Source organism: Deferribacter abyssi (assembly GCF_049472655.1).
Taxonomy (GTDB): Bacteria; Chrysiogenota; Deferribacteres; order Deferribacterales; family Deferribacteraceae; genus Deferribacter; species Deferribacter abyssi.
The window spans coordinates 1-18,262 of record NZ_JAQNCS010000010.1 but is presented as its reverse complement, the minus strand read 5'-3'; the positions used below and the strand labels follow the sequence as shown (position 1 = coordinate 18,262).

At 36.2% G+C, this 18,262-nt stretch carries 18 protein-coding genes and 1 tRNA gene; all 19 read right to left on the bottom strand.

Features of this window, described 5'->3' with window-relative positions; translation table 11 throughout:
• Positions 1-7: 7 nt before the first annotated feature.
• The 19 genes from rplB to rpmG all read right to left on the bottom strand — a co-directional run bounded on the left by rplB (position 8) and on the right by rpmG (position 18,257).
• Positions 8-832, bottom strand: a complete 825-nt coding sequence (gene rplB, locus OWK30_RS06875; protein WP_423324892.1) for a 50S ribosomal protein L2 — start codon at positions 830-832, stop codon at positions 8-10.
• A gap of 12 nt (positions 833-844) precedes the next feature.
• Positions 845-1,126 carry a 50S ribosomal protein L23 gene (gene rplW, locus OWK30_RS06870; RefSeq protein WP_423324890.1) on the bottom strand — a complete coding sequence of 94 codons (282 nt, stop codon included), beginning with the start codon at positions 1,124-1,126 and terminating at the stop codon, positions 845-847.
• Positions 1,119-1,748, bottom strand: a complete 630-nt coding sequence (gene rplD / locus OWK30_RS06865; RefSeq protein WP_423324888.1) for a 50S ribosomal protein L4 — start codon at positions 1,746-1,748, stop codon at positions 1,119-1,121. The genes rplW and rplD overlap by 8 nt, the downstream gene beginning before the upstream one ends.
• 9 nt (positions 1,749-1,757) lie before the next feature.
• A complete protein-coding gene (gene rplC / locus OWK30_RS06860; protein WP_423324886.1) occupies positions 1,758-2,402 on the bottom strand; it encodes a 50S ribosomal protein L3 in 645 nt (214 codons plus the stop codon).
• Positions 2,403-2,417: 15 nt separating this feature from the next.
• Entirely contained in the window at positions 2,418-2,726 is a 309-nt protein-coding gene (gene rpsJ, locus OWK30_RS06855; RefSeq protein WP_423324884.1) for a 30S ribosomal protein S10, read from the bottom strand.
• Between the two features lie 11 nt (positions 2,727-2,737).
• Positions 2,738-3,928, bottom strand: a complete 1,191-nt coding sequence (tuf, locus tag OWK30_RS06850; protein ID WP_423324882.1) for an elongation factor Tu — start codon at positions 3,926-3,928, stop codon at positions 2,738-2,740.
• Positions 3,929-3,945: 17 nt separating this feature from the next.
• Complete coding sequence (gene fusA, locus OWK30_RS06845) at positions 3,946-6,021, bottom strand: elongation factor G (RefSeq protein WP_423324880.1); 2,076 nt, start codon at positions 6,019-6,021, stop codon at positions 3,946-3,948.
• A gap of 15 nt (positions 6,022-6,036) precedes the next feature.
• Complete coding sequence (gene rpsG / locus OWK30_RS06840; RefSeq protein WP_423324878.1) at positions 6,037-6,507, bottom strand: 30S ribosomal protein S7; 471 nt, start codon at positions 6,505-6,507, stop codon at positions 6,037-6,039.
• A 22-nt stretch (positions 6,508-6,529) separates the two neighbouring features.
• Complete coding sequence (gene rpsL, locus OWK30_RS06835) at positions 6,530-6,901, bottom strand: 30S ribosomal protein S12 (RefSeq protein ID WP_423324876.1); 372 nt, start codon at positions 6,899-6,901, stop codon at positions 6,530-6,532.
• A 147-nt stretch (positions 6,902-7,048) separates the two neighbouring features.
• On the bottom strand, positions 7,049-11,062 hold the full coding sequence (rpoC, locus tag OWK30_RS06830) for a DNA-directed RNA polymerase subunit beta' (RefSeq protein ID WP_423324874.1): 4,014 nt from the start codon (positions 11,060-11,062) through the stop codon (positions 7,049-7,051).
• Positions 11,063-11,079: 17 nt separating this feature from the next.
• Positions 11,080-15,030 carry a DNA-directed RNA polymerase subunit beta gene (gene rpoB / locus OWK30_RS06825; RefSeq protein ID WP_423324872.1) on the bottom strand — a complete coding sequence of 1,317 codons (3,951 nt, stop codon included), beginning with the start codon at positions 15,028-15,030 and terminating at the stop codon, positions 11,080-11,082.
• Between the two features lie 77 nt (positions 15,031-15,107).
• Complete coding sequence (rplL, locus tag OWK30_RS06820; protein WP_423325087.1) at positions 15,108-15,488, bottom strand: 50S ribosomal protein L7/L12; 381 nt, start codon at positions 15,486-15,488, stop codon at positions 15,108-15,110.
• A gap of 20 nt (positions 15,489-15,508) precedes the next feature.
• Complete coding sequence (rplJ, locus tag OWK30_RS06815; RefSeq protein WP_423324870.1) at positions 15,509-16,117, bottom strand: 50S ribosomal protein L10; 609 nt, start codon at positions 16,115-16,117, stop codon at positions 15,509-15,511.
• Between the two features lie 18 nt (positions 16,118-16,135).
• Positions 16,136-16,837 (bottom strand): 50S ribosomal protein L1, encoded by a 702-nt coding sequence (rplA, locus tag OWK30_RS06810; protein ID WP_423324868.1) that lies wholly within the window; start codon positions 16,835-16,837, stop codon positions 16,136-16,138.
• Positions 16,838-16,857: 20 nt separating this feature from the next.
• Positions 16,858-17,283, bottom strand: coding sequence for a 50S ribosomal protein L11 (gene rplK / locus OWK30_RS06805; RefSeq protein WP_423324866.1), 426 nt, complete (start codon positions 17,281-17,283; stop codon positions 16,858-16,860).
• Between the two features lie 14 nt (positions 17,284-17,297).
• Positions 17,298-17,822 carry a transcription termination/antitermination protein NusG gene (gene nusG, locus OWK30_RS06800; protein ID WP_423324864.1) on the bottom strand — a complete coding sequence of 175 codons (525 nt, stop codon included), beginning with the start codon at positions 17,820-17,822 and terminating at the stop codon, positions 17,298-17,300.
• A gap of 3 nt (positions 17,823-17,825) precedes the next feature.
• A complete protein-coding gene (secE, locus tag OWK30_RS06795) occupies positions 17,826-18,008 on the bottom strand; it encodes a preprotein translocase subunit SecE (protein WP_423324862.1) in 183 nt (60 codons plus the stop codon).
• Between the two features lie 20 nt (positions 18,009-18,028).
• Positions 18,029-18,104: transfer RNA gene (locus tag OWK30_RS06790), tRNA-Trp, on the bottom strand.
• 3 nt (positions 18,105-18,107) lie between these two features.
• On the bottom strand, positions 18,108-18,257 hold the full coding sequence (rpmG, locus tag OWK30_RS06785; protein ID WP_149266042.1) for a 50S ribosomal protein L33: 150 nt from the start codon (positions 18,255-18,257) through the stop codon (positions 18,108-18,110).
• Positions 18,258-18,262 lie beyond the last annotated feature (5 nt).

Sequence of the window (18,262 nt, the reverse complement as noted above, 5' to 3'; positions counted from 1 at the left end):
TCCTCCTTTATTTACGCCTGGATACAATATACTTATCCGAAGGTTTATTTTTCTTACGAGTTTTATACCCCTTAGTAGGTTTACCCCAAGGAGTTACCGGATGACGTCCACCTTTAGACCTACCTTCACCTCCACCATGAGGGTGATCAATAGGGTTCATAGCTGTACCCCTCACAGTAGGTCTAATTCCTAGCCATCTACTCCTACCAGCTTTACCTATTTTAATATTCTCATGATCAGGGTTAGACACCTGCCCTATAGTAGCCTTACATTCTGCAAGTATCAATCTAATCTCACCAGAAGGCAACCTTACATGACAATATTTCCCTTCTTTAGACAAAAGTTGAGCATAGGTCCCAGCTGACCTAGCAAGCTGTCCACCTTTACCAGGTCTCATCTCAATATTATGAATAACAGTACCTACGGGTATATCTTTTAACTTTAATGCATTACCAGGTTTGATATCAGCTCCCTGCCCGCTTAATATTGTATCTCCAACTTTAATGCCAATAGGAGCAATAATATATCTTTTTTCACCATCTGCATATGCAAGAAGTGCTATTCTAGCACTTCTATTTGGGTCATATTCTATAGATTTAACTGTTGCTGGTATACCATCTTTATTTCTCTTAAAATCTATAATTCTATAAAGTCTTTTATGACCACCACCTTTGTGTCTTACGGTAATTCTACCATAATTATTTCTACCAGATTTTTTCTTAAGTGGTACAACAAGAGACTTTTCTGGTTCAGTTTTAGTAATTTCGCTAAAGTCTGAACCAGTTCTAAATCTCATACCTGGAGATGTTGGTTTATATGTCTTAATACCCATTCTTAGCCTCTCTTACACAAACTCTAATTTTTGATCTTTTTCCAATACAACGATAGCCTTCTTCCAATCTTTCCTTTTCCCCATTATGAGCCCAAACCTTTTCTTTTTACCTTTATAATTCATACATCTTACATCCTTAACTTTAACATTAAACAACTTTTCTACAGCTTCTTTTACCTGATATTTATTAGCTCTTCTATCAACCGCAAATACCACATGATTATATTTTTCTTTAAGATCTATCGCTTTTTCTGTAACAATTGGTTTCTTAATAATATCATAAATACTAAGCATTTGTTAAGACCTCCGTAATCCTTGGAAGGCAATCTTCTAACATCAATATAGTCCTTGCGTTAATTAAATCATAAACATTTAGTCCTTTTACATTCAATAATTTTACATAAGGTAGATTTCTAAATGCTCTTAACACTTTTTCATCCACATCATTGTAAACGATAAGCACTTTCCTATCTGCATTAAAATTTTTTAATATTGCTACAGCTTCTTTAGTTTTTCCTTTTTCTACTATCAAAGTATCAATAATTTTTAATGCCCCTTCATTAAGCTTGGCCCTTAATGCAGATTTTAATGCATTTTTTATTTTCTTTTTAGGCATTTTATAAGAATAATCTCTTGGCTTTGGTCCAAAAATTGTTCCACCACCAACCCATAGAGGTGATCTTATAGATCCTACCCTTGCTCTACCAGTCCCTTTTTGTCTCCATGGTTTTCTGCCACCACCCCTTACTTCACCACGTGTTTTAGTAGAGTGAGTACCTACACGACGACATGCAAGCTGCATTACTACAACTTCATGCATCAACCATGGTTTTATAGGATAACTTAATATTTCATCACTAACTTCAATTTCCTTCAATTTCTTATTTTCTTGATTTAACACATCTAACACTGCCATGGCAACCTCTTACGCTCTCTTCCTTGCTTTAATAGCTTTTCTTACAAACACAATACTATTGTTATGTCCTGGAACAGCACCTTTCACTAACACTAAATTTTTATCAGGTATAACTTTTACAACTTCTAAGTTCATAACGGTGACCTTTTCACCACCCATTCTACCTGGCATTTTCCTACCTTTTGGTGTTTCACCAGGAAATTCACACATCCCTATAGATCCAGGTGCTCTGTGAAATTTAGAACCATGTGAAGCTGGACCACCAGCAAAACCATATCTTTTTACAACCCCTTGGAACCCCTTGCCTTTAGAGATTCCCTGAACATCCACAAGGTCTCCTTCATTAAAAATCTCTACTGTAACTTCTTGACCTTCGCTATATTCATCAGGGTTGTCTACTCTTACTTCTTTTAGATATTTAAGCGGTTCGACATTATGTTTTTTAAAATGGCCAAGCATAGGCTTGTTAACTTTTTTTATTTTAACAAGCTTTTCAAAACCTAGCTGCAGGGCATTATAACCATCTTTTTCTTTTGTTTTTTTCTGTACTACAACGCAAGGACCTAACTGTAAAACTGTTACAGGAATTACTGTACCTTCCGAAGTAAAAATTTGGGTCATCCCAATTTTTTTACCTAACAATCCGTTCAACATATCCTGCCCTACCTTTTATAATTTTATTTCCACATCCACACCAGCTGATAACTCTAGCTTCATCAATGCATCAATTGTTTGTGGATTAAATTCATAAATATCTATAAGCCTTTTATGTGTTCTTAATTCAAACTGTTCTCTTGATTTCTTATTAACATGAGGAGATCTAATAACTGTAAAAATCTCCTTTTTAGTTGGTAATGGTACAGGACCGACAACCCTTGCGCCGGTCCTTTTTGCTGTATTCACTATATCTTTAACCGCCTTATCAATGATCCTACTATCAAAGGATTTTAATTTTATACGGATCTTTTGATTTTCCATTCCATTAACCTCTATTCAATAATTTCAGTAACAACACCAGCACCTACTGTCCTACCACCTTCACGAATTGCAAATCTTAACCCTTGCTCCATCGCTATAGGCTGTATCAACTCAACTTCACAGCTGATGTTATCCCCTGGCATTACCATCTCTACTCCCTCTGGCAATGTAATCACTCCTGTAACATCCGTCGTCCTAAAATAAAACTGTGGCCTATAACCACTAAAAAATGGGGTATGACGTCCACCCTCTTCCTTCGTCAATATATATGCCTCACACTTAAACTTCCTATGAGGTGTTATACTGCCTGGCTCCGCTAATACCTGACCACGCTCTACCTCATCCTTCTTAATACCTCTCAATAACACCCCTATATTATCTCCTGCTACACCCTCATCCAATATCTTACGGAACATCTCCACCCCAGTAACTACTGTCTTCTGAGTCTCCCTCAATCCTACTATCTCTACCTCATCTCCTACCTTAACCTTACCTCTCTCTACTCTACCTGTTACTACCGTACCTCTACCTGATATACTAAACACATCCTCTATCGGCATCAAAAATGGCTTATCTATATCCCTCTCTGGCAATGGTATATAATCATCCATTGCTTTTATTAAATCCCAAATCGGCTGCGCCCACTTCTCATCCTCTGGATTCTCCAATGCTTTCAATGCACTACCCTTAATAACAGGCACATCATCTCCTGGAAACTCATAAGTACTAAGCAAATCCCTTACCTCAAGCTCAACTAGCTCAAGCAATTCCTCATCATCTACCATATCTACTTTATTCATAAATACCACAATATATGGAACACCTACCTGCCTTGCCAACAATATATGCTCCCTCGTCTGAGGCATAGGACCATCTGCTGCACTCACTACCAATATCGCACCATCCATCTGTGCAGCACCTGTAATCATATTCTTTACATAGTCAGCGTGACCAGGACAGTCTACGTGCGCATAATGCCTCGTATCACTCTCATACTCAACATGAGCTGTCGCTATTGTAATACCCCTCTCTCTCTCCTCAGGAGCCTTATCAATATTATCATAATCTGTAAACTCAGCAAAACCTTTTGTAGCCAATACCCTTGTTATCGCTGCTGTCAACGTGGTCTTACCATGGTCTACGTGACCTATTGTTCCTACATTTACGTGAGGTTTCTTCCTCTCGAACTTTGCCTTTGCCATTTCTTCCTCCTATATTTCTATGTCCTAGACTTAATTATTTCATCAGCGATATTAGCTGGAACTTCTTCATAATGATCAAACAGCATAGTATATGTTCCTCGTCCTTGTGTTAAAGACCTTAATACAGTAGCATAACCAAACATTTCTTTCAGAGGAACAAAGCACCTTATAACCTGTGCATTACCCCTAACTTCCATACCTTCAACTCGACCACGTCTCGAGTTGAGGTCACCCATTACATCACCAGTATACTCTTCAGGGACCACTACTTCAACTTTCATAATTGGCTCTAACAACACAGGATCAGCTTTTTTAGCACCATCTTTAAAAGCCATTGATGCAGCAATTTTAAATGCCATCTCAGATGAGTCCACTTCGTGATATGAACCATCAAAAAGCGTAACCCTTACATCAACTACAGGATAACCTGCCAAGATACCTGTTTCCATTGCTTCCACGATCCCTTTTTCAACTGCTGGAATATACTCTTTAGGAATAGCACCGCCAACAATTTTATTTACAAACTCAAACCCGCTTCCTGGCTCCATTGGTTCAATATTAAGCCACACATGCCCATACTGACCACGACCACCAGTTTGTTTAATATATTTACCTTCAATTTTTACAGACTTTCTTATTGTTTCCCTAAATGCAACTTGTGGTTTACCTATATTTGCATCTACCTTAAACTCTCTTTTTAATCTATCTACAATAATCTCAAGATGCAATTCACCCATCCCAGCTATTATAGTTTGACCTGTTTCTTCATCAACTGTCACTTTAAAAGATGGGTCTTCCATAGCAAGCTTGTTCAATGCGTTAGAAAGTTTATCTTGATCTGCCTTTGTCTTAGGCTCAATAGCAAGAGAAATAACAGGCTCAGGAAACTCAATAGACTCTAAAACTACAGGACTGTTTTCATCACAAAGCGTATCACCAGTTGTTGTATACTTTAAGCCAACAGTTGCACAAATATCTCCCGCAAAAATCTCTTTAATCTCTTCCCTTTTATTTGCATGCATCTTAAGCAATCTTCCAACACGCTCTTTTTTATCCTTTGTAGCATTTAGTACATAACTACCTGCCTCTAAATGCCCAGAATACACTCTAAAATATGTTAATTGCCCCATATAAGGATCAGTCAATATTTTGAATGCTAGAGCAGCAAAAGGCTCATTATCTGATGTCTTTCTCTCAACTTCCTCACCTGTTTTAGGATCAATACCTTTAATTGGAGGTATATCAAGAGGAGATGGCAGATAAGCAACCACTGCATCTAAAAGCGGCTGAACCCCCTTATTTTTAAAAGCTGACCCACACAATACAGGTGTAAAATCTATATTTATAGTACCTTTTCTTAAAGCCGTAACAATCTCATCTTCTGAAATTTCTTCACCCTCAAAATATTTCTCCATTAACTCATCATCAACTTCACATATTGTTTCTATAAGCTTTTCCCTATATTCATTTGCCTGATCTATATATTCTTCAGGAATATCTACCACTTCGTACTTAGCACCTAACTCATCCCCTGTCCACATTATAGCCTTCATTTTAACAAGATCTATCACACCTACAAACGAATCTTCCGATCCTATAGGCAACTGAATGGCAACAGGTTTTGCTCCTAACCTATCTATCATCATCTGCATAACATTAAAGAAGTCAGCACCTACTCTATCCATTTTATTTACAAATGCAATCCTCGGAACTCTATATTTATCAGCTTGTCTCCAAACTGTTTCAGATTGAGGTTCAACTCCGCCTACAGCACAAAAAACTGCTACTGCACCATCCAGCACTTTCAAAGATCTTTCAACCTCAATCGTAAAATCCACGTGCCCTGGTGTATCAATAATATTTATTCTATACCCATTCCAAAAGCACTGTGTAGTAGCAGAAGTGATTGTAATCCCTCTTTCCTTTTCCTGCTCCATCCAGTCCATAGTAGCTGTACCTTCATGGACTTCGCCAATTTTATAACTAACACCGGTATAATACAAAATACGCTCTGTAGTTGTAGTTTTACCAGCATCAATATGCGCCATAATACCAATATTTCTTTGTTTTTCTAACGGATACTTCCTTGCCACGTCTGTTCCTCCTAATTACCACCTAAAATGAGCAAATGCTTTATTAGCTTCCGCCATCCTATGGGTATCTTCTCTCTTCTTAATAGCTGCTCCTTTATTTTCAAATGCATCAATAAGCTCATTCGCTAGTCTCTCAACCATTGTTCTCTCTCTACGTTCTCTAGCAGCTTTTATAATCCATTTTATAGCAAGAGAAATTTGCCTATCTGGCCTCACTTCAATGGGTACTTGGTAAGTTGCACCACCAACTCTCCTAGACTTAACCTCAAGTATTGGCTTAACATTTTCAACTGCCTTTTTAAAAACTTCTATACCCTCTTCACCTTTGCGTTCTTTAATTAAATCCATCGCACTATAAAATATCTTTTCAGCAAGTGTCTTTTTTCCATCATACATCAAATTATTAATAAATTTAGTAACCAATACTTCGTTATATACTGGATCAGGAAGTATTTCTCTTTTTTTAGCAACTCTTCTTCTTGCCATATCTACACCCTTTTACATTATTTTACTTTGGCCTCTTTGTGCCATATTTAGATCTACTTTGCTTTCTGTCAGCAACCCCTGAAGCATCAAGAGCACCTCTAATTATTTTATATCGAATACCAGGAAGGTCTTTTACCCTTCCTCCTCTAATGAGTACCACAGAGTGCTCCTGCAGATTATGACCTATCCCCGGAATATATGCAGTCACTTCTACTCCATTTGTCAACCTTACTCTCGCCACCTTCCTCAAAGCTGAGTTTGGCTTTTTAGGGGTTGTTGTATACACTCTAACACAAACGCCCCTTTTCTGCGGATTACCCTGCAATGCCGGCGATTTAGTTTTTTTCAAAACCTTCTTTCTACCTTTCCTTACTAACTGGTTCAGAGTTGGCACTTAACACCTCCAAATTTATCATAAACACAACTATATTTTTTCACCCATAAAACGAGCGTTAGATAGTAACAACCCTTTTTTTTAATGTCAAGAATTTTATTAAATTGCTTTTTTAAATTTATATTTTTTATTACGTAAATGTTTCACTCATGTCCCAGCTGGTATCAGTTTACCCATAATGACATTTTCTTTCAGCCCTCTTAAATAATCTATTTTACCATTTGATGCTGCATCTGTTAGTACTTTCGTAGTTTCCTGGAAACTTGCAGCAGATATAAAACTTTCTGTATTTAATGCTGCTTTTGTTATACCCTGTAAAATTGGTCTACCCTGAGGTGGTCTTAACCCTTCTTTCAACAACTCCTCTTGTATCTTTTTAAATTCATGTTTATATACTTCCTCATTAGGCATATAATCTGAATCTCCAGGATCCTCAATAATAACCTTTCTCATCATTTGCCTTACAATAATTTCAATATGTTTATCGTTTATATTTACGCCTTGTTTTCTATATACCTCTTGAATTTCACTCACAAGATATTTTTGTAAAGCCTCTTCTCCAAGAACTGCAAGAATATCATGAGGATTTATTAAACCATCAACAAGAGCCTCTCCAGCTTTTACTCTATCACCATCTCTAACATTGATGTACCTTTGAATAGAAACATTATAAACTTTCTTATCCCCTGTCTCCTCATTCTCTACAATAATCTTTCTCATACCTCTTGCACCGCTCTCTATCTTCACAATACCATCAATCTCTGCTATAATAGCAGGTTCTTTAGGTTTTCTAGCTTCAAATAACTCTGCTACCCTTGGCAAACCAACTGTAATATCTTTAGTTTTCTGGGTCTCTCTAGGTATCTTAGCAATTACATCACCAGGATAAACATCATCTCCCTCTTCCACCATAATCATTGCACCAACAGGCAATATATACCTCTGAATCGTTTTGTTCTCTTTATTTTTTATTGAAATCCTTGGTTGTCTCTTTTCTTTTGTATTTGAAATAACAACTTTTTGAGCCAAACCAGTAATAGGATCAATATCTTCTTTTAATGTCTCACCATCAATAATATCACCAAAAGCAACTTTACCTTCATACTCTGTCATAATTACTGCAGCAAATGGATCCCATTCTGCAAGTAAATCACCTTGTTTAACAGAATCGCCTTCGTTAACAAGTAACCTAGTTCCATACGATATATTGTATTTTTCAATAGATCTACCATCATTGTCCACAATATGAAGAACACCATTTCTATTTAACACTACATTTACACCATTTCTATCTTTGACATATCTCATATCTTCAAACTTAATCGTTCCGCCAAATTTAGCATTTAAAGTCGATTGTTCAGCAGCTGTAGAAGCTGCACCACCAATGTGGAAGGTTCTCATTGTAAGCTGTGTTCCAGGTTCACCAATAGACTGTGCCGCAATAATTCCCACAGCTTCACCAATTTCAACCTCTCTTCTAGTGGCTAAATCCATACCATAACACTTCTTGCAAACTCCAAATTCTAACTCACATGTGAGTACAGAACGAACCTTAACTCTATCTATACCCGCCTTCTCTATTTTTTCTACTATTTCTTCAGTAATTAATTGATCAGCCTCAACTATCAACTCATCAGTAATAGGATCATAAATATCTTCTAGTGTATATCTGCCAAAAATCCTTTCTCCAAGGGATTCTACAACCTCTGTTCCATCCATTAAAGCAGTCATTTCTATACCACGAATTGTTCCGCAATCTTCATCAGTAATAATCACATCTTGAGACACATCAACCAATCTCCTAGTAAGATAACCAGCGTTGGCTGTTTTCAATGCTGTATCCGCAAGCCCTTTCCTAGCACCGTGTGTTGAAATAAAATATTGTAAAACTGTCAATCCATCTCTAAAGCTAGCTGTAATAGGTGTCTCAATAATCTCACCTGATGGTTTTGCCATCAAACCTCTCATACCAGCTAACTGGCTAATCTGCGCTTTAGAACCCCTAGCTCCAGAATGCGCCATTACATATACAGGATTATAAAATTTATCACGCTTGTTAACAGCTGATTTATCACCACCTTGTGACGCAAGAGTTTTCATCAAACAATCTGTAACCTTATCGTTTGTAGATGACCAAACATCAATAATCTGGTTATAACGTTCACCTGCAGTTAATGCACCCTCTCTATAGTGCTCTTCAATTTCTCTAACCTTATCCATAGCTTCTTTAACAAGCTTTTCTCTTTCAACAGGAATTAATAAGTCGTCAATACAAATAGAAAAACCTGCCTTTGTAGCATACTTAAATCCGATATCTTTCAAGATATCAAGAAATCTAACCGTTTCATAATTACCAAGCTTCTTATATGAATATTCTACAAGCTTAGTAAGCTCTTTTTTATCAAGAACTTTATTAATAACCTCAAACTCAATCCCTTTAGGTACAGCCTGATAGAAAATCACCCTACCAACCGTTGTATTATAAATCTTGCCATTTATGCGAACCTTTATTTCCGCATGAATATCAACAGCATTATTATCATATGCAATTAACACTTCTTCAGGTGATGAAAAAAGCTTCCCTTCCCCCTTAGCATTTTTTAATCCTCTAGTAATGTAATAACAACCAAGAACCATATCCTGAGTTGGCACAGCAAGTGGTCGTCCGTGGGCAGGAGAAAGAATATTATATGATGAAAGCATTAGTACCCTTGCCTCAGTTTGAGCTTCAATTGAAAGCGGAACATGAACAGCCATCTGGTCCCCATCAAAGTCAGCATTAAACGCTGGGCAAACAAGTGGATGGAGCTGTATAGCTTTCCCTTCTACTAACATCGGCTCAAATGCTTGAATACCGAGCCTATGAAGTGTTGGTGCACGATTTAACAGTACAGGATGCTCTTTAATAACTTCTTCTAAAATGTCCCAAACTTCTGGACGCTGTTCTTCCACCATTTTTTTAGCTTGTTTAATGGTAGCAGCATACCCTTTTTCTTTTTCAAGTTTATAGTAAAGAAATGGTTTAAATAATTCAAGTGCCATTACTTTAGGTAAACCACACTGATGCATTTTCAAATGTGGACCAGCTACAATAACTGATCTACCAGAATAATCGACCCTCTTACCAAGAAGATTTTGTCTAAACCTTCCTTGTTTACCTTTGATAACTTCGCTCAATGATTTAAGTGGCCTTTTATTAGAACCTCTTATCACTCTCCCTCTTCTCCCATTGTCAAATAAAGCATCGACTGCTTCTTGAAGCATCCTCTTTTCATTTCTAATAATAATCTCAGGAGCATTAAGTTCCATTAACTTCTTCAATCTATTATTTCTATTTATAACCCTTCTATACAAGTCATTTAAATCACTGGTAGCAAACCTACCTCCATCAAGAGGCACGAGAGGCCTCAATTCAGGAGGAATCACCGGGATAACATCTAACACCATCCATTCTGGTTTATTACCACTCTTTCTAAACCCTTCAATGACTCTTAATCTTTTAGCAATCTTAAGCTTTTTCTGCTGACTACCTGTTTCTTGAAGCTCTTTTTTAAGCTCCATAATCAAAATATCTAAATCCACTTTCTTTAATAATTCTTTTATTGCTTCTGCACCCATTTTGGCCACAAACGAATTTGGACCATATTCCTCAACAAGCTTTCTATATCTTTCTTCGCTCAAAATCTCCTTTTCTTTTAATGCAGTATTTTTAGGATCAATTACAATATAAGATTCAAAATAAAGAACTCTTTCAATATCCTTTATATTAAGATCAAGAATAGACCCTATTCTACTTGGTGAGCCTTTAAAAAACCATATATGAGCAACTGGTGTGGCGAGTTCAATATGCCCCATTCTTTCACGCCTTACTTTTGACTGAATAACCTCCACACCACACTTTTCACAAACAATTCCTCTATGTTTCATCCTTTTATATTTACCACATAAACATTCCCAGTCTTTGACAGGTCCGAAAATTTTAGCACAAAACAGTCCGTCCCTTTCAGGTTTAAACGTTCTATAATTTATAGTCTCAGGCTTAATAACCTCACCTGAAGACCAACTTCTTATTTTTTCAGGTGATGCTATTCTTACCCTAATAGCATCAAAATCTATAGGGCCTTTTTCATTCTCAAAAGGGTTTACTCTTTTAACAGCCACTTAGCCCTCCACAAATCTTATTCATTATTTTCTTTTTCAAGGTCTTCACTCTTAATTAATTCTACATCAAGTGCAAGCCCTTGTAATTCTTTAATTAAAACATTAAACGATTCAGGCAGTCCAGGCTTATATGAATAATTACCATTAACTATAGCTTCATAGACCTTAGTTCTTCCTTCCACATCATCGGACTTGACAGTTAACATTTCTTGTAACAGATATGCTGCTCCGTAACCTTCAAGAGCCCATACTTCCATCTCACCTAATCTTTGACCCCCAAACTGAGCTTTACCACCCAAAGGTTGTTGAGTCACCAATGAATATGGTCCTGTAGATCTAGCATGTATTTTTGTTTCAACTAAATGGTGAAGTTTAAGCATATACATTACACCTACAGTCACTTCCTGATCGAAAGGTTCACCTGTTCTTCCATCAAATAGCACTGTTTGACCATCTTCTTGCAACCCTGCTTTCCTTAACATATCTTTTATATCCTTTTCTTTGGCACCATCAAAAACAGGTGTTGCAATATACAAACCCAAGGCTTTCGCTGCTATACCAAGATGCGTTTCAAGAATCTGTCCTACATTCATACGTGATGGAACACCTAAAGGATTAAGAACTATATCAACTGGTGTACCATCAGGAAGATATGGCATATCTTCTTCAGGAAGTATTCTCGAAATTACACCTTTATTACCATGGCGACCAGCCATTTTATCGCCAACCATAAGTTTTCTTTTTATTGCAACATATACTCTAACTTGCTTTAATACACCTGCAGGAAGTTCGTCACCTTTTTCAATTTTTTTCTTTCTATCTTTAAACTTTTCTTCTGCCCTTTTAATTCTATCAAAGTATATTAAGTTTAATTGAGATAATCTTTCATCAAACTCTGCCTTATTTTCTACAGGCAACATGCTTAGTGTTGTATAATCAAGGCCTTCTAATATTTCTTTTGTTAATAATGTACCTTCTTTTAAAGAAAAGTTATCACCCAAAAAATCTTCAATAAGCTTTTTACCTTCAAGTAGCTTAATAATTTTTTGTTTTCTTCCTTTCTCAATAATTGCAATTTCTTGTTCATAATCTTTCTTTATTGCTTCATACTCTGAGGATTCAATTAACTCGGTTCTCTCATCTTTTTCAACACCTCTTCTAGTTAAAACTTGTACATCTATTACAGTACCTCTAATGCCAGGCGGTACCCTCAACGATGCATCTTTTACATCACCAGCTTTCTCCCCAAAAATTGCTCTTAGTAACTTCTCTTCTGGTGTTGTTTGTGACTCACCTTTAGGGGTAACCTTACCTACAAGGATATCACCTTCTTTTACATATGCACCAATTCTAATAATACCACTTTCATCCAAATCCTTTAAAGCTTCATCACTAACATTCGGAATATCTCTAGTAATTTCTTCTGGACCAAGCTTAGTATCTCTAGCTTCTATTTCAAAAATTTCCACATGAATTGATGTAAATGCATCATTTTTAATTAATCTTTCATTGACAAGAATGGAGTCTTCGTAATTATACCCCATCCATGGCATAAATGCCACTACAACATTTCTACCTAATGCTAAGTCACCCCTATCAGTAGCTGGACCGTCCGCAATCACTTGTCCTTTATCGATATACTGCCCTTTTTTCACAATAGGTTTATAGTTAATACATGTATCCTGATTGGATCTTCTGTATTTGATAAGTTCATATGTATCTATTCCAAAATCATTACTTCCCTTTTCATATCGTATGACAATTTTTCTTGCATCAACATATTCTACAACACCTGAATTTTTGGCAACAATAACTGCACCGGAATCAACTGCTACTTTTCTTTCCATTCCAGTACCAACTATAGGAGCATCTGTTCTAACTAGTGGAACTGCTTGACGTTGCATGTTAGAACCCATAAGCGCCCTATTCGCATCATCATGTTCAAGAAATGGAATTAAGGAGCTTGATACAGATACAATTTGCATAGGAGCAACGTCCATATACTGTATGTTACTTACCGGTACTGTTACAAATTCACCTTTATGTCTAGCAGCTACAAACTCTCTAACAAAGCTACCATCATCATTCAACGGAGCATTAGCTTGTGCAATATAATATTCTTCTTCCTCGATAGCAGATAAATATACCACTTCATCCGTTACTTTACCATCCACTACCTTACGATAAGGAGTCTCAATAAATCCAAACTCATTTACTCTTGCATAGGTTGTTAATGAAGTTATTAGTCCAATATTTGGACCTTCAGGAGTTTCAATTGGACATATTCTACCATAGTGTGAAGTGTGAACGTCTCTGACTTCAAACCCTGCTCTCTCTCTATTTAAACCTCCTGGACCTAATGCAGATAATCTTCTTTTATGTGTAATTTCACTAAGAGGATTTGTTTGATCCATAAATTGTGAAAGCTGATAACTTCCAAAAAACTCCTTAATAGTTGCAGAAAGAGGTTTTGCGTTAAGCAGATCCTGTGGTGTGAGCTCATCAACATCCTGTATACTCATTCTTTCCCTTACTGTTTTCTCCATTCTAGTTAATCCAATCCTAATAAAATTTTGCAACTGTTCTCCAACAGCTCTAACTCTTCTATGTCCTAAATGATCAATATCATCAATGGTATCAAGTCCTCTACGTATTTTATCGAGAGTTTTAACTGTCTCCAATATATCTTCTTTTGTCAGAACCGTATGTTCAAGAGGCAAATCCAAACCTAGTCGTTTATTTATTTTAAGCCTACCAACTTTTGATAGGTCATATCTTTTTGGGTTAAAAAATAGGTTTTCAAAAAATGTTTCAGCTGTTTCTATTGATGCAGGTTCACCAGGCCTCATCTTTTTATATATTTCAAGTAAAGCTTCTTCTCTATTAGATGTTTTATCCACTTCAAGAATATCTCGAATTACAGAGTCATATGTATTTCTATCAATATACAATACCTTGAATTCATCAATACCTTCCGCTTTTATCTGATCCAATAGATCCTCTGTTATCTTTTGATTTACTTCAGCTATAATCTCACCATCTTCATTAATAACATCTTCTGCGATAAAAGTTTCAGATATATCATCAAAAGTGACTGGAATAAACTTAATCCCAGCATTCACTAACCTTCTTCTAGCTGCTTTAGTTATCTTATGATTGGCTTTGACTATTACCTCACCAAACTCATCCTTAATATCCAAAGTAAATCTTCTTCCAAGTACTTTTTCAGAATCAAACTCTACAAATAACCCCTCATCATTAATAATCACTTTTTCTGTTTCATAGAAAGCTTCTATAATATCTTTATCCGTATAACCTAATGCTTTTAATAATGTTGTTACAATAATCTTTCTTTTCTTATCAATCCTTACATACATTATATCTTTATTATCAAATTCAAAATCTATCCATGAACCCCTATAAGGTATTATTCTCGCACTATATAAATGTTTCTCTACTACACTTTTATCTGCAGTTGTATCTTCAAAAAAAATACCAGGAGACCTATGTAATTGATTAACTATAACTCTTTCAACACCATTTATAACAAACGTTCCTCTGTCAGTCATTAGTGGTATATCACACAAATAAACATCAGATTCTTTTGCAGAAACAACGAATTTCTCACCAGTATTTTCATCTATATCATAATTTACTAATCTCACTTTAATTTTCAAAGGAGCAGCATAGGTTGTATTTCTATCCAATGCCTCCCTAGGAGTGTACTTTGGACTCTCAATAGAATAACTTACATATTCTAAAACCGACATCTCGTTGAAATCTGTAATTGGAAAAACTTCTCTAAAAACTGATTCAAGTCCTTTATTTTCACGCTCATCAGGACTTTTATCCTTCTGCAAAAATTCAGAATATGATTTTTTCTGTACCTCAAGAAGATCTGGAACTTCTAACACCTTTTTAATTCTTGAAAAATTAAACCTCTCTATGGGTTTAATGATATTTTCCATATTTTTCACCTACCGGAACAATTTATTGTTGACAAAAAAAGGGGCTTAATGCCCCCAAAAATATAAAGAAAAAATTATTATTTGATTTCAACAGTTGCGCCAGCTTCTTCAAGCTTTGTTTTGATTTGTTCAGCTTCTTCTTTAGCAATACCTTCTTTAACAGCCTTTGGTGCACCATCAACTAAAGCCTTAGCTTCTTTAAGACCAAGACCAGTAATTTCCCTTACTACTTTAATAACCTGAACTTTCTTATCTCCAGCACTTTGAAGAATTACATCAAATTCTGTCTTTTCTTCTGCACCACTTTCTGCACCGCCAGCTGCACCGGGTGCACCTGCAACCATTGCAACAGGAGCTGCTGCCGACACACCAAATTTTTCTTCAAGCTCTTTTACAAACTCAGCCAATTCCAAAACAGACATATTTTCAATAAATTCAATTACTTGTTCTTTTGTAATAGACATATTATAGCCTCCATTTAATTATTTTCTTTTTTTTCTTTAATTGCATTAAGCACATTAAGCAGGCTTCTAGGGATATTGGCAAGAAGCGATACAAAGTTTCTTGCTGGAGCAGACATACTTCCAAGCATTTTTGCAAGAAGTTCTTCTCTACTTGGGATATCAGCAAGTGCAATTACTTCTTCTTTACTTAAAACCTTACCATCAAGATAGCCACCCTTTATTTCAAAACTTTTGAATTCTTTATCAAACTTTTTAAATTCTTTCGCTGCAGTGGTAGGTTCATCAAAAACAATTGCAACTGCTGTTTGGTCCACCAGCAGAGCATCAAGGTTTTCTATCTTATTGTTTTTTAATGCAATTCTTAAAAGTCTATTTTTAACGACTCTAAAGTCGTTTCCTTGCCCTTTAAGGGCCTGTCTTATAGAATTAAGCTCATTATAATTAAGTCCTTTATAATTTGCCAAATAAAGTGCATTTGCTTTAGAAACTTTCTCAGTTAAATCATTTACAAGTGCTATTTTGTCGCTTTTTTTCAATTTTAGCCTCCTAATTAACTCCGGCTGATATCTATTCAAACCGGTTTCCGCAGGATTTACAGCATTGTACGCTACCTGCTTCTTCAACCAGAGTTTTTTTCATATTTAGAGCTCGTTTACAACTTTTTGATGATCTACTTTTATACCAGGACCCATAGTTGTTGAAACATACATTCCCCTAACATATTGCCCCTTTGCAGACGCAGGTTTTGCTTTAATAAGAGAATCCATTAGAGTCATAATATTTTCTAACAACTTCTCAGTTTCAAAACTTTTTTTACCAACAGGTGCATGAATAATACCTGCCTTATCAACTCGATATTCAATCATTCCAGATTTCAACTGCTGAACTACTTCTTTTACATTATTAGTAACAGTTCCTACCTTAGGATTGGGCATCAACCCTCTTGGACCAAGAATTCTACCTAACTTACCTACCACTGGCATCATATCTGGGGTGGCCACAGCTTTGTCAAAACCAAGCCAACCTTCCTGAATCTTTTTTGCAATTTCTTCATCGCCTACAAAGTCTGCTCCTGCTTCTTCCGCTTCTCTAGCCTTTTCTCCTTTAGCAAAAACAAGTACTTTAACCTGCTTACCTGTGCCATGAGGTAAACTAACAGATCCTCTCACCATTTGATCAGCATGACGAGGATCCACCCCAAGCTTCACTGCTAAATCTACTGTTTCGTCAAAATTCGCAAAAGCAATTTTCTTAGCGAGGTCTATAGCCTCTCGCAGATCGTATGCTTTATCTTTATCGACCTGCTTCAATGCTTCTAAATATTTTTTACCTCTTCTTGGCATATCTATTCACTCCTTAAATATTATAATTCTGTTTCAACACCCATACTTCTTGCAGAACCTGCAACAATTTTCATTGCTTTTTCAATATCTTTTGTATTCAGGTCTGGCAACTTAATCTCAGCAATTTTTTTAAGCTGCTCTTTAGTAAGCTTCCCAATTTTGTCTCTTTTTGGGTTACTTGACCCTTTATCAACTTTTAGTTCTTTTTTAATAAGCTCTGATACAGGCGGCGTTTTAGTAATGAATGTAAAGCTTCTATCTTCATATACAGTTATTATTACCGGAACAGTAACATCACCCATATTTTGAGTTGCAGCATTAAATGCTTTACAAAACTCCATAATATTAACACCACGTTGCCCTAAAGCAGGTCCCACAGGTGGTGATGGATTTGCTTTACCTGCAGGTATTTGTAACTTAATTTGACCTAAAACTTTTTTAGCCATCTATTCCTCCAATACTAACCAATTCTCTTAACCTGTAAGAAATCCAGTTCAATAGGTGTTTGCCTACCAAAAATACTAACAATAACTTTTACTTTTTCTTTCTCTGGATTAACTTCTTCTATGACTCCAGTAAAACCTTGAAACGGACCATCAATAACTTCCACTTTATCTCCTTTAATAAACTTAGAAGCAAGTCTTGGTGCTTGGGCTTTTACAAGATCAAGCATAGCTTTCACATCCTGCTCAGGAATAGGCACAGGATTAATACCCCCAACAAACCCCGTAACTTTTGGAACACTTTTTACAATATGCCAGTTTTTTGTATTCATTTCCATATGAACAAGAATATAACCTGGGAATGTCCTTTTTTTACTTACTCTTTTCTTACCTTTTTTAAGCTCGATTACATCTTCAGTAGGGATCAAAACTTCATCTATTTGATCTTCAATTCCAAGATTTTTTACCTTTTCCTCTAATAACTGTTTTACTCTTTTTTCGAATCCGGAATATGTATGCACTACATACCATTGCTTAGCCATAGCTTACCCTACAATCATTTTTACTATTTTAGACAGAGCTACATCAACAACACCTAAAAAGGCAGACACCAAAATCACCATAACAACGACCACCAGAGTTATTTGGATTGTTTCATTTTTCGTAGGCCAAACTACCTTTCTAAGCTCCTCTTTTACCTCTTGAATAAACTTTTTAAGTTTTTCCACTTTTATACCTCTTAAGAAAATGGCAGGCCAGGAGGGACTCGAACCCCCAGCCCCCGGTTTTGGAGACCGGTGCTCTGCCAATTGAGCTACTGGCCTGCTCTATTTAGTTTCTTTATGCAGAGTATGTTTTCGACAATGCTTACAATATTTTTTTAACTCAAGTTTCCCCTGCATTGTTTTTTTATTCTTTGTTGTAGTATAGTTTCTATTTTTGCATTCCGTGCATGCAAGCGTTATAATTTCTCTCATAACCG

Excerpts from the sequence above, each read along its gene's own strand:
- rpsG (WP_423324878.1), bottom strand. The coding sequence starts at position 6,507 with ATGGCAAGAAGAAGAGTTGCTAAAAAAAGAGAAATACTTCCTGATCCA.
- rplK (WP_423324866.1), bottom strand. The coding sequence starts at position 17,283 with ATGGCTAAAAAAGTTTTAGGTCAAATTAAGTTACAAATACCTGCAGGT.
- rplB (WP_423324892.1), bottom strand. The coding sequence starts at position 832 with ATGGGTATTAAGACATATAAACCAACATCTCCAGGTATGAGATTTAGA.
- rplD (WP_423324888.1), bottom strand. The coding sequence starts at position 1,748 with ATGGCAGTGTTAGATGTGTTAAATCAAGAAAATAAGAAATTGAAGGAA.
- rpmG (WP_149266042.1), bottom strand. The coding sequence starts at position 18,257 with ATGAGAGAAATTATAACGCTTGCATGCACGGAATGCAAAAATAGAAAC.
- rpoB (WP_423324872.1), bottom strand. The coding sequence starts at position 15,030 with ATGGAAAATATCATTAAACCCATAGAGAGGTTTAATTTTTCAAGAATT.
- rpsJ (WP_423324884.1), bottom strand. The coding sequence starts at position 2,726 with ATGGAAAATCAAAAGATCCGTATAAAATTAAAATCCTTTGATAGTAGG.
- rplW (WP_423324890.1), bottom strand. The coding sequence starts at position 1,126 with ATGCTTAGTATTTATGATATTATTAAGAAACCAATTGTTACAGAAAAA.
- nusG (WP_423324864.1), bottom strand. The coding sequence starts at position 17,822 with ATGGCTAAGCAATGGTATGTAGTGCATACATATTCCGGATTCGAAAAA.
- rplA (WP_423324868.1), bottom strand. The coding sequence starts at position 16,837 with ATGCCAAGAAGAGGTAAAAAATATTTAGAAGCATTGAAGCAGGTCGAT.
- tuf (WP_423324882.1), bottom strand. The coding sequence starts at position 3,928 with ATGGCAAAGGCAAAGTTCGAGAGGAAGAAACCTCACGTAAATGTAGGA.
- rplC (WP_423324886.1), bottom strand. The coding sequence starts at position 2,402 with ATGTTGAACGGATTGTTAGGTAAAAAAATTGGGATGACCCAAATTTTT.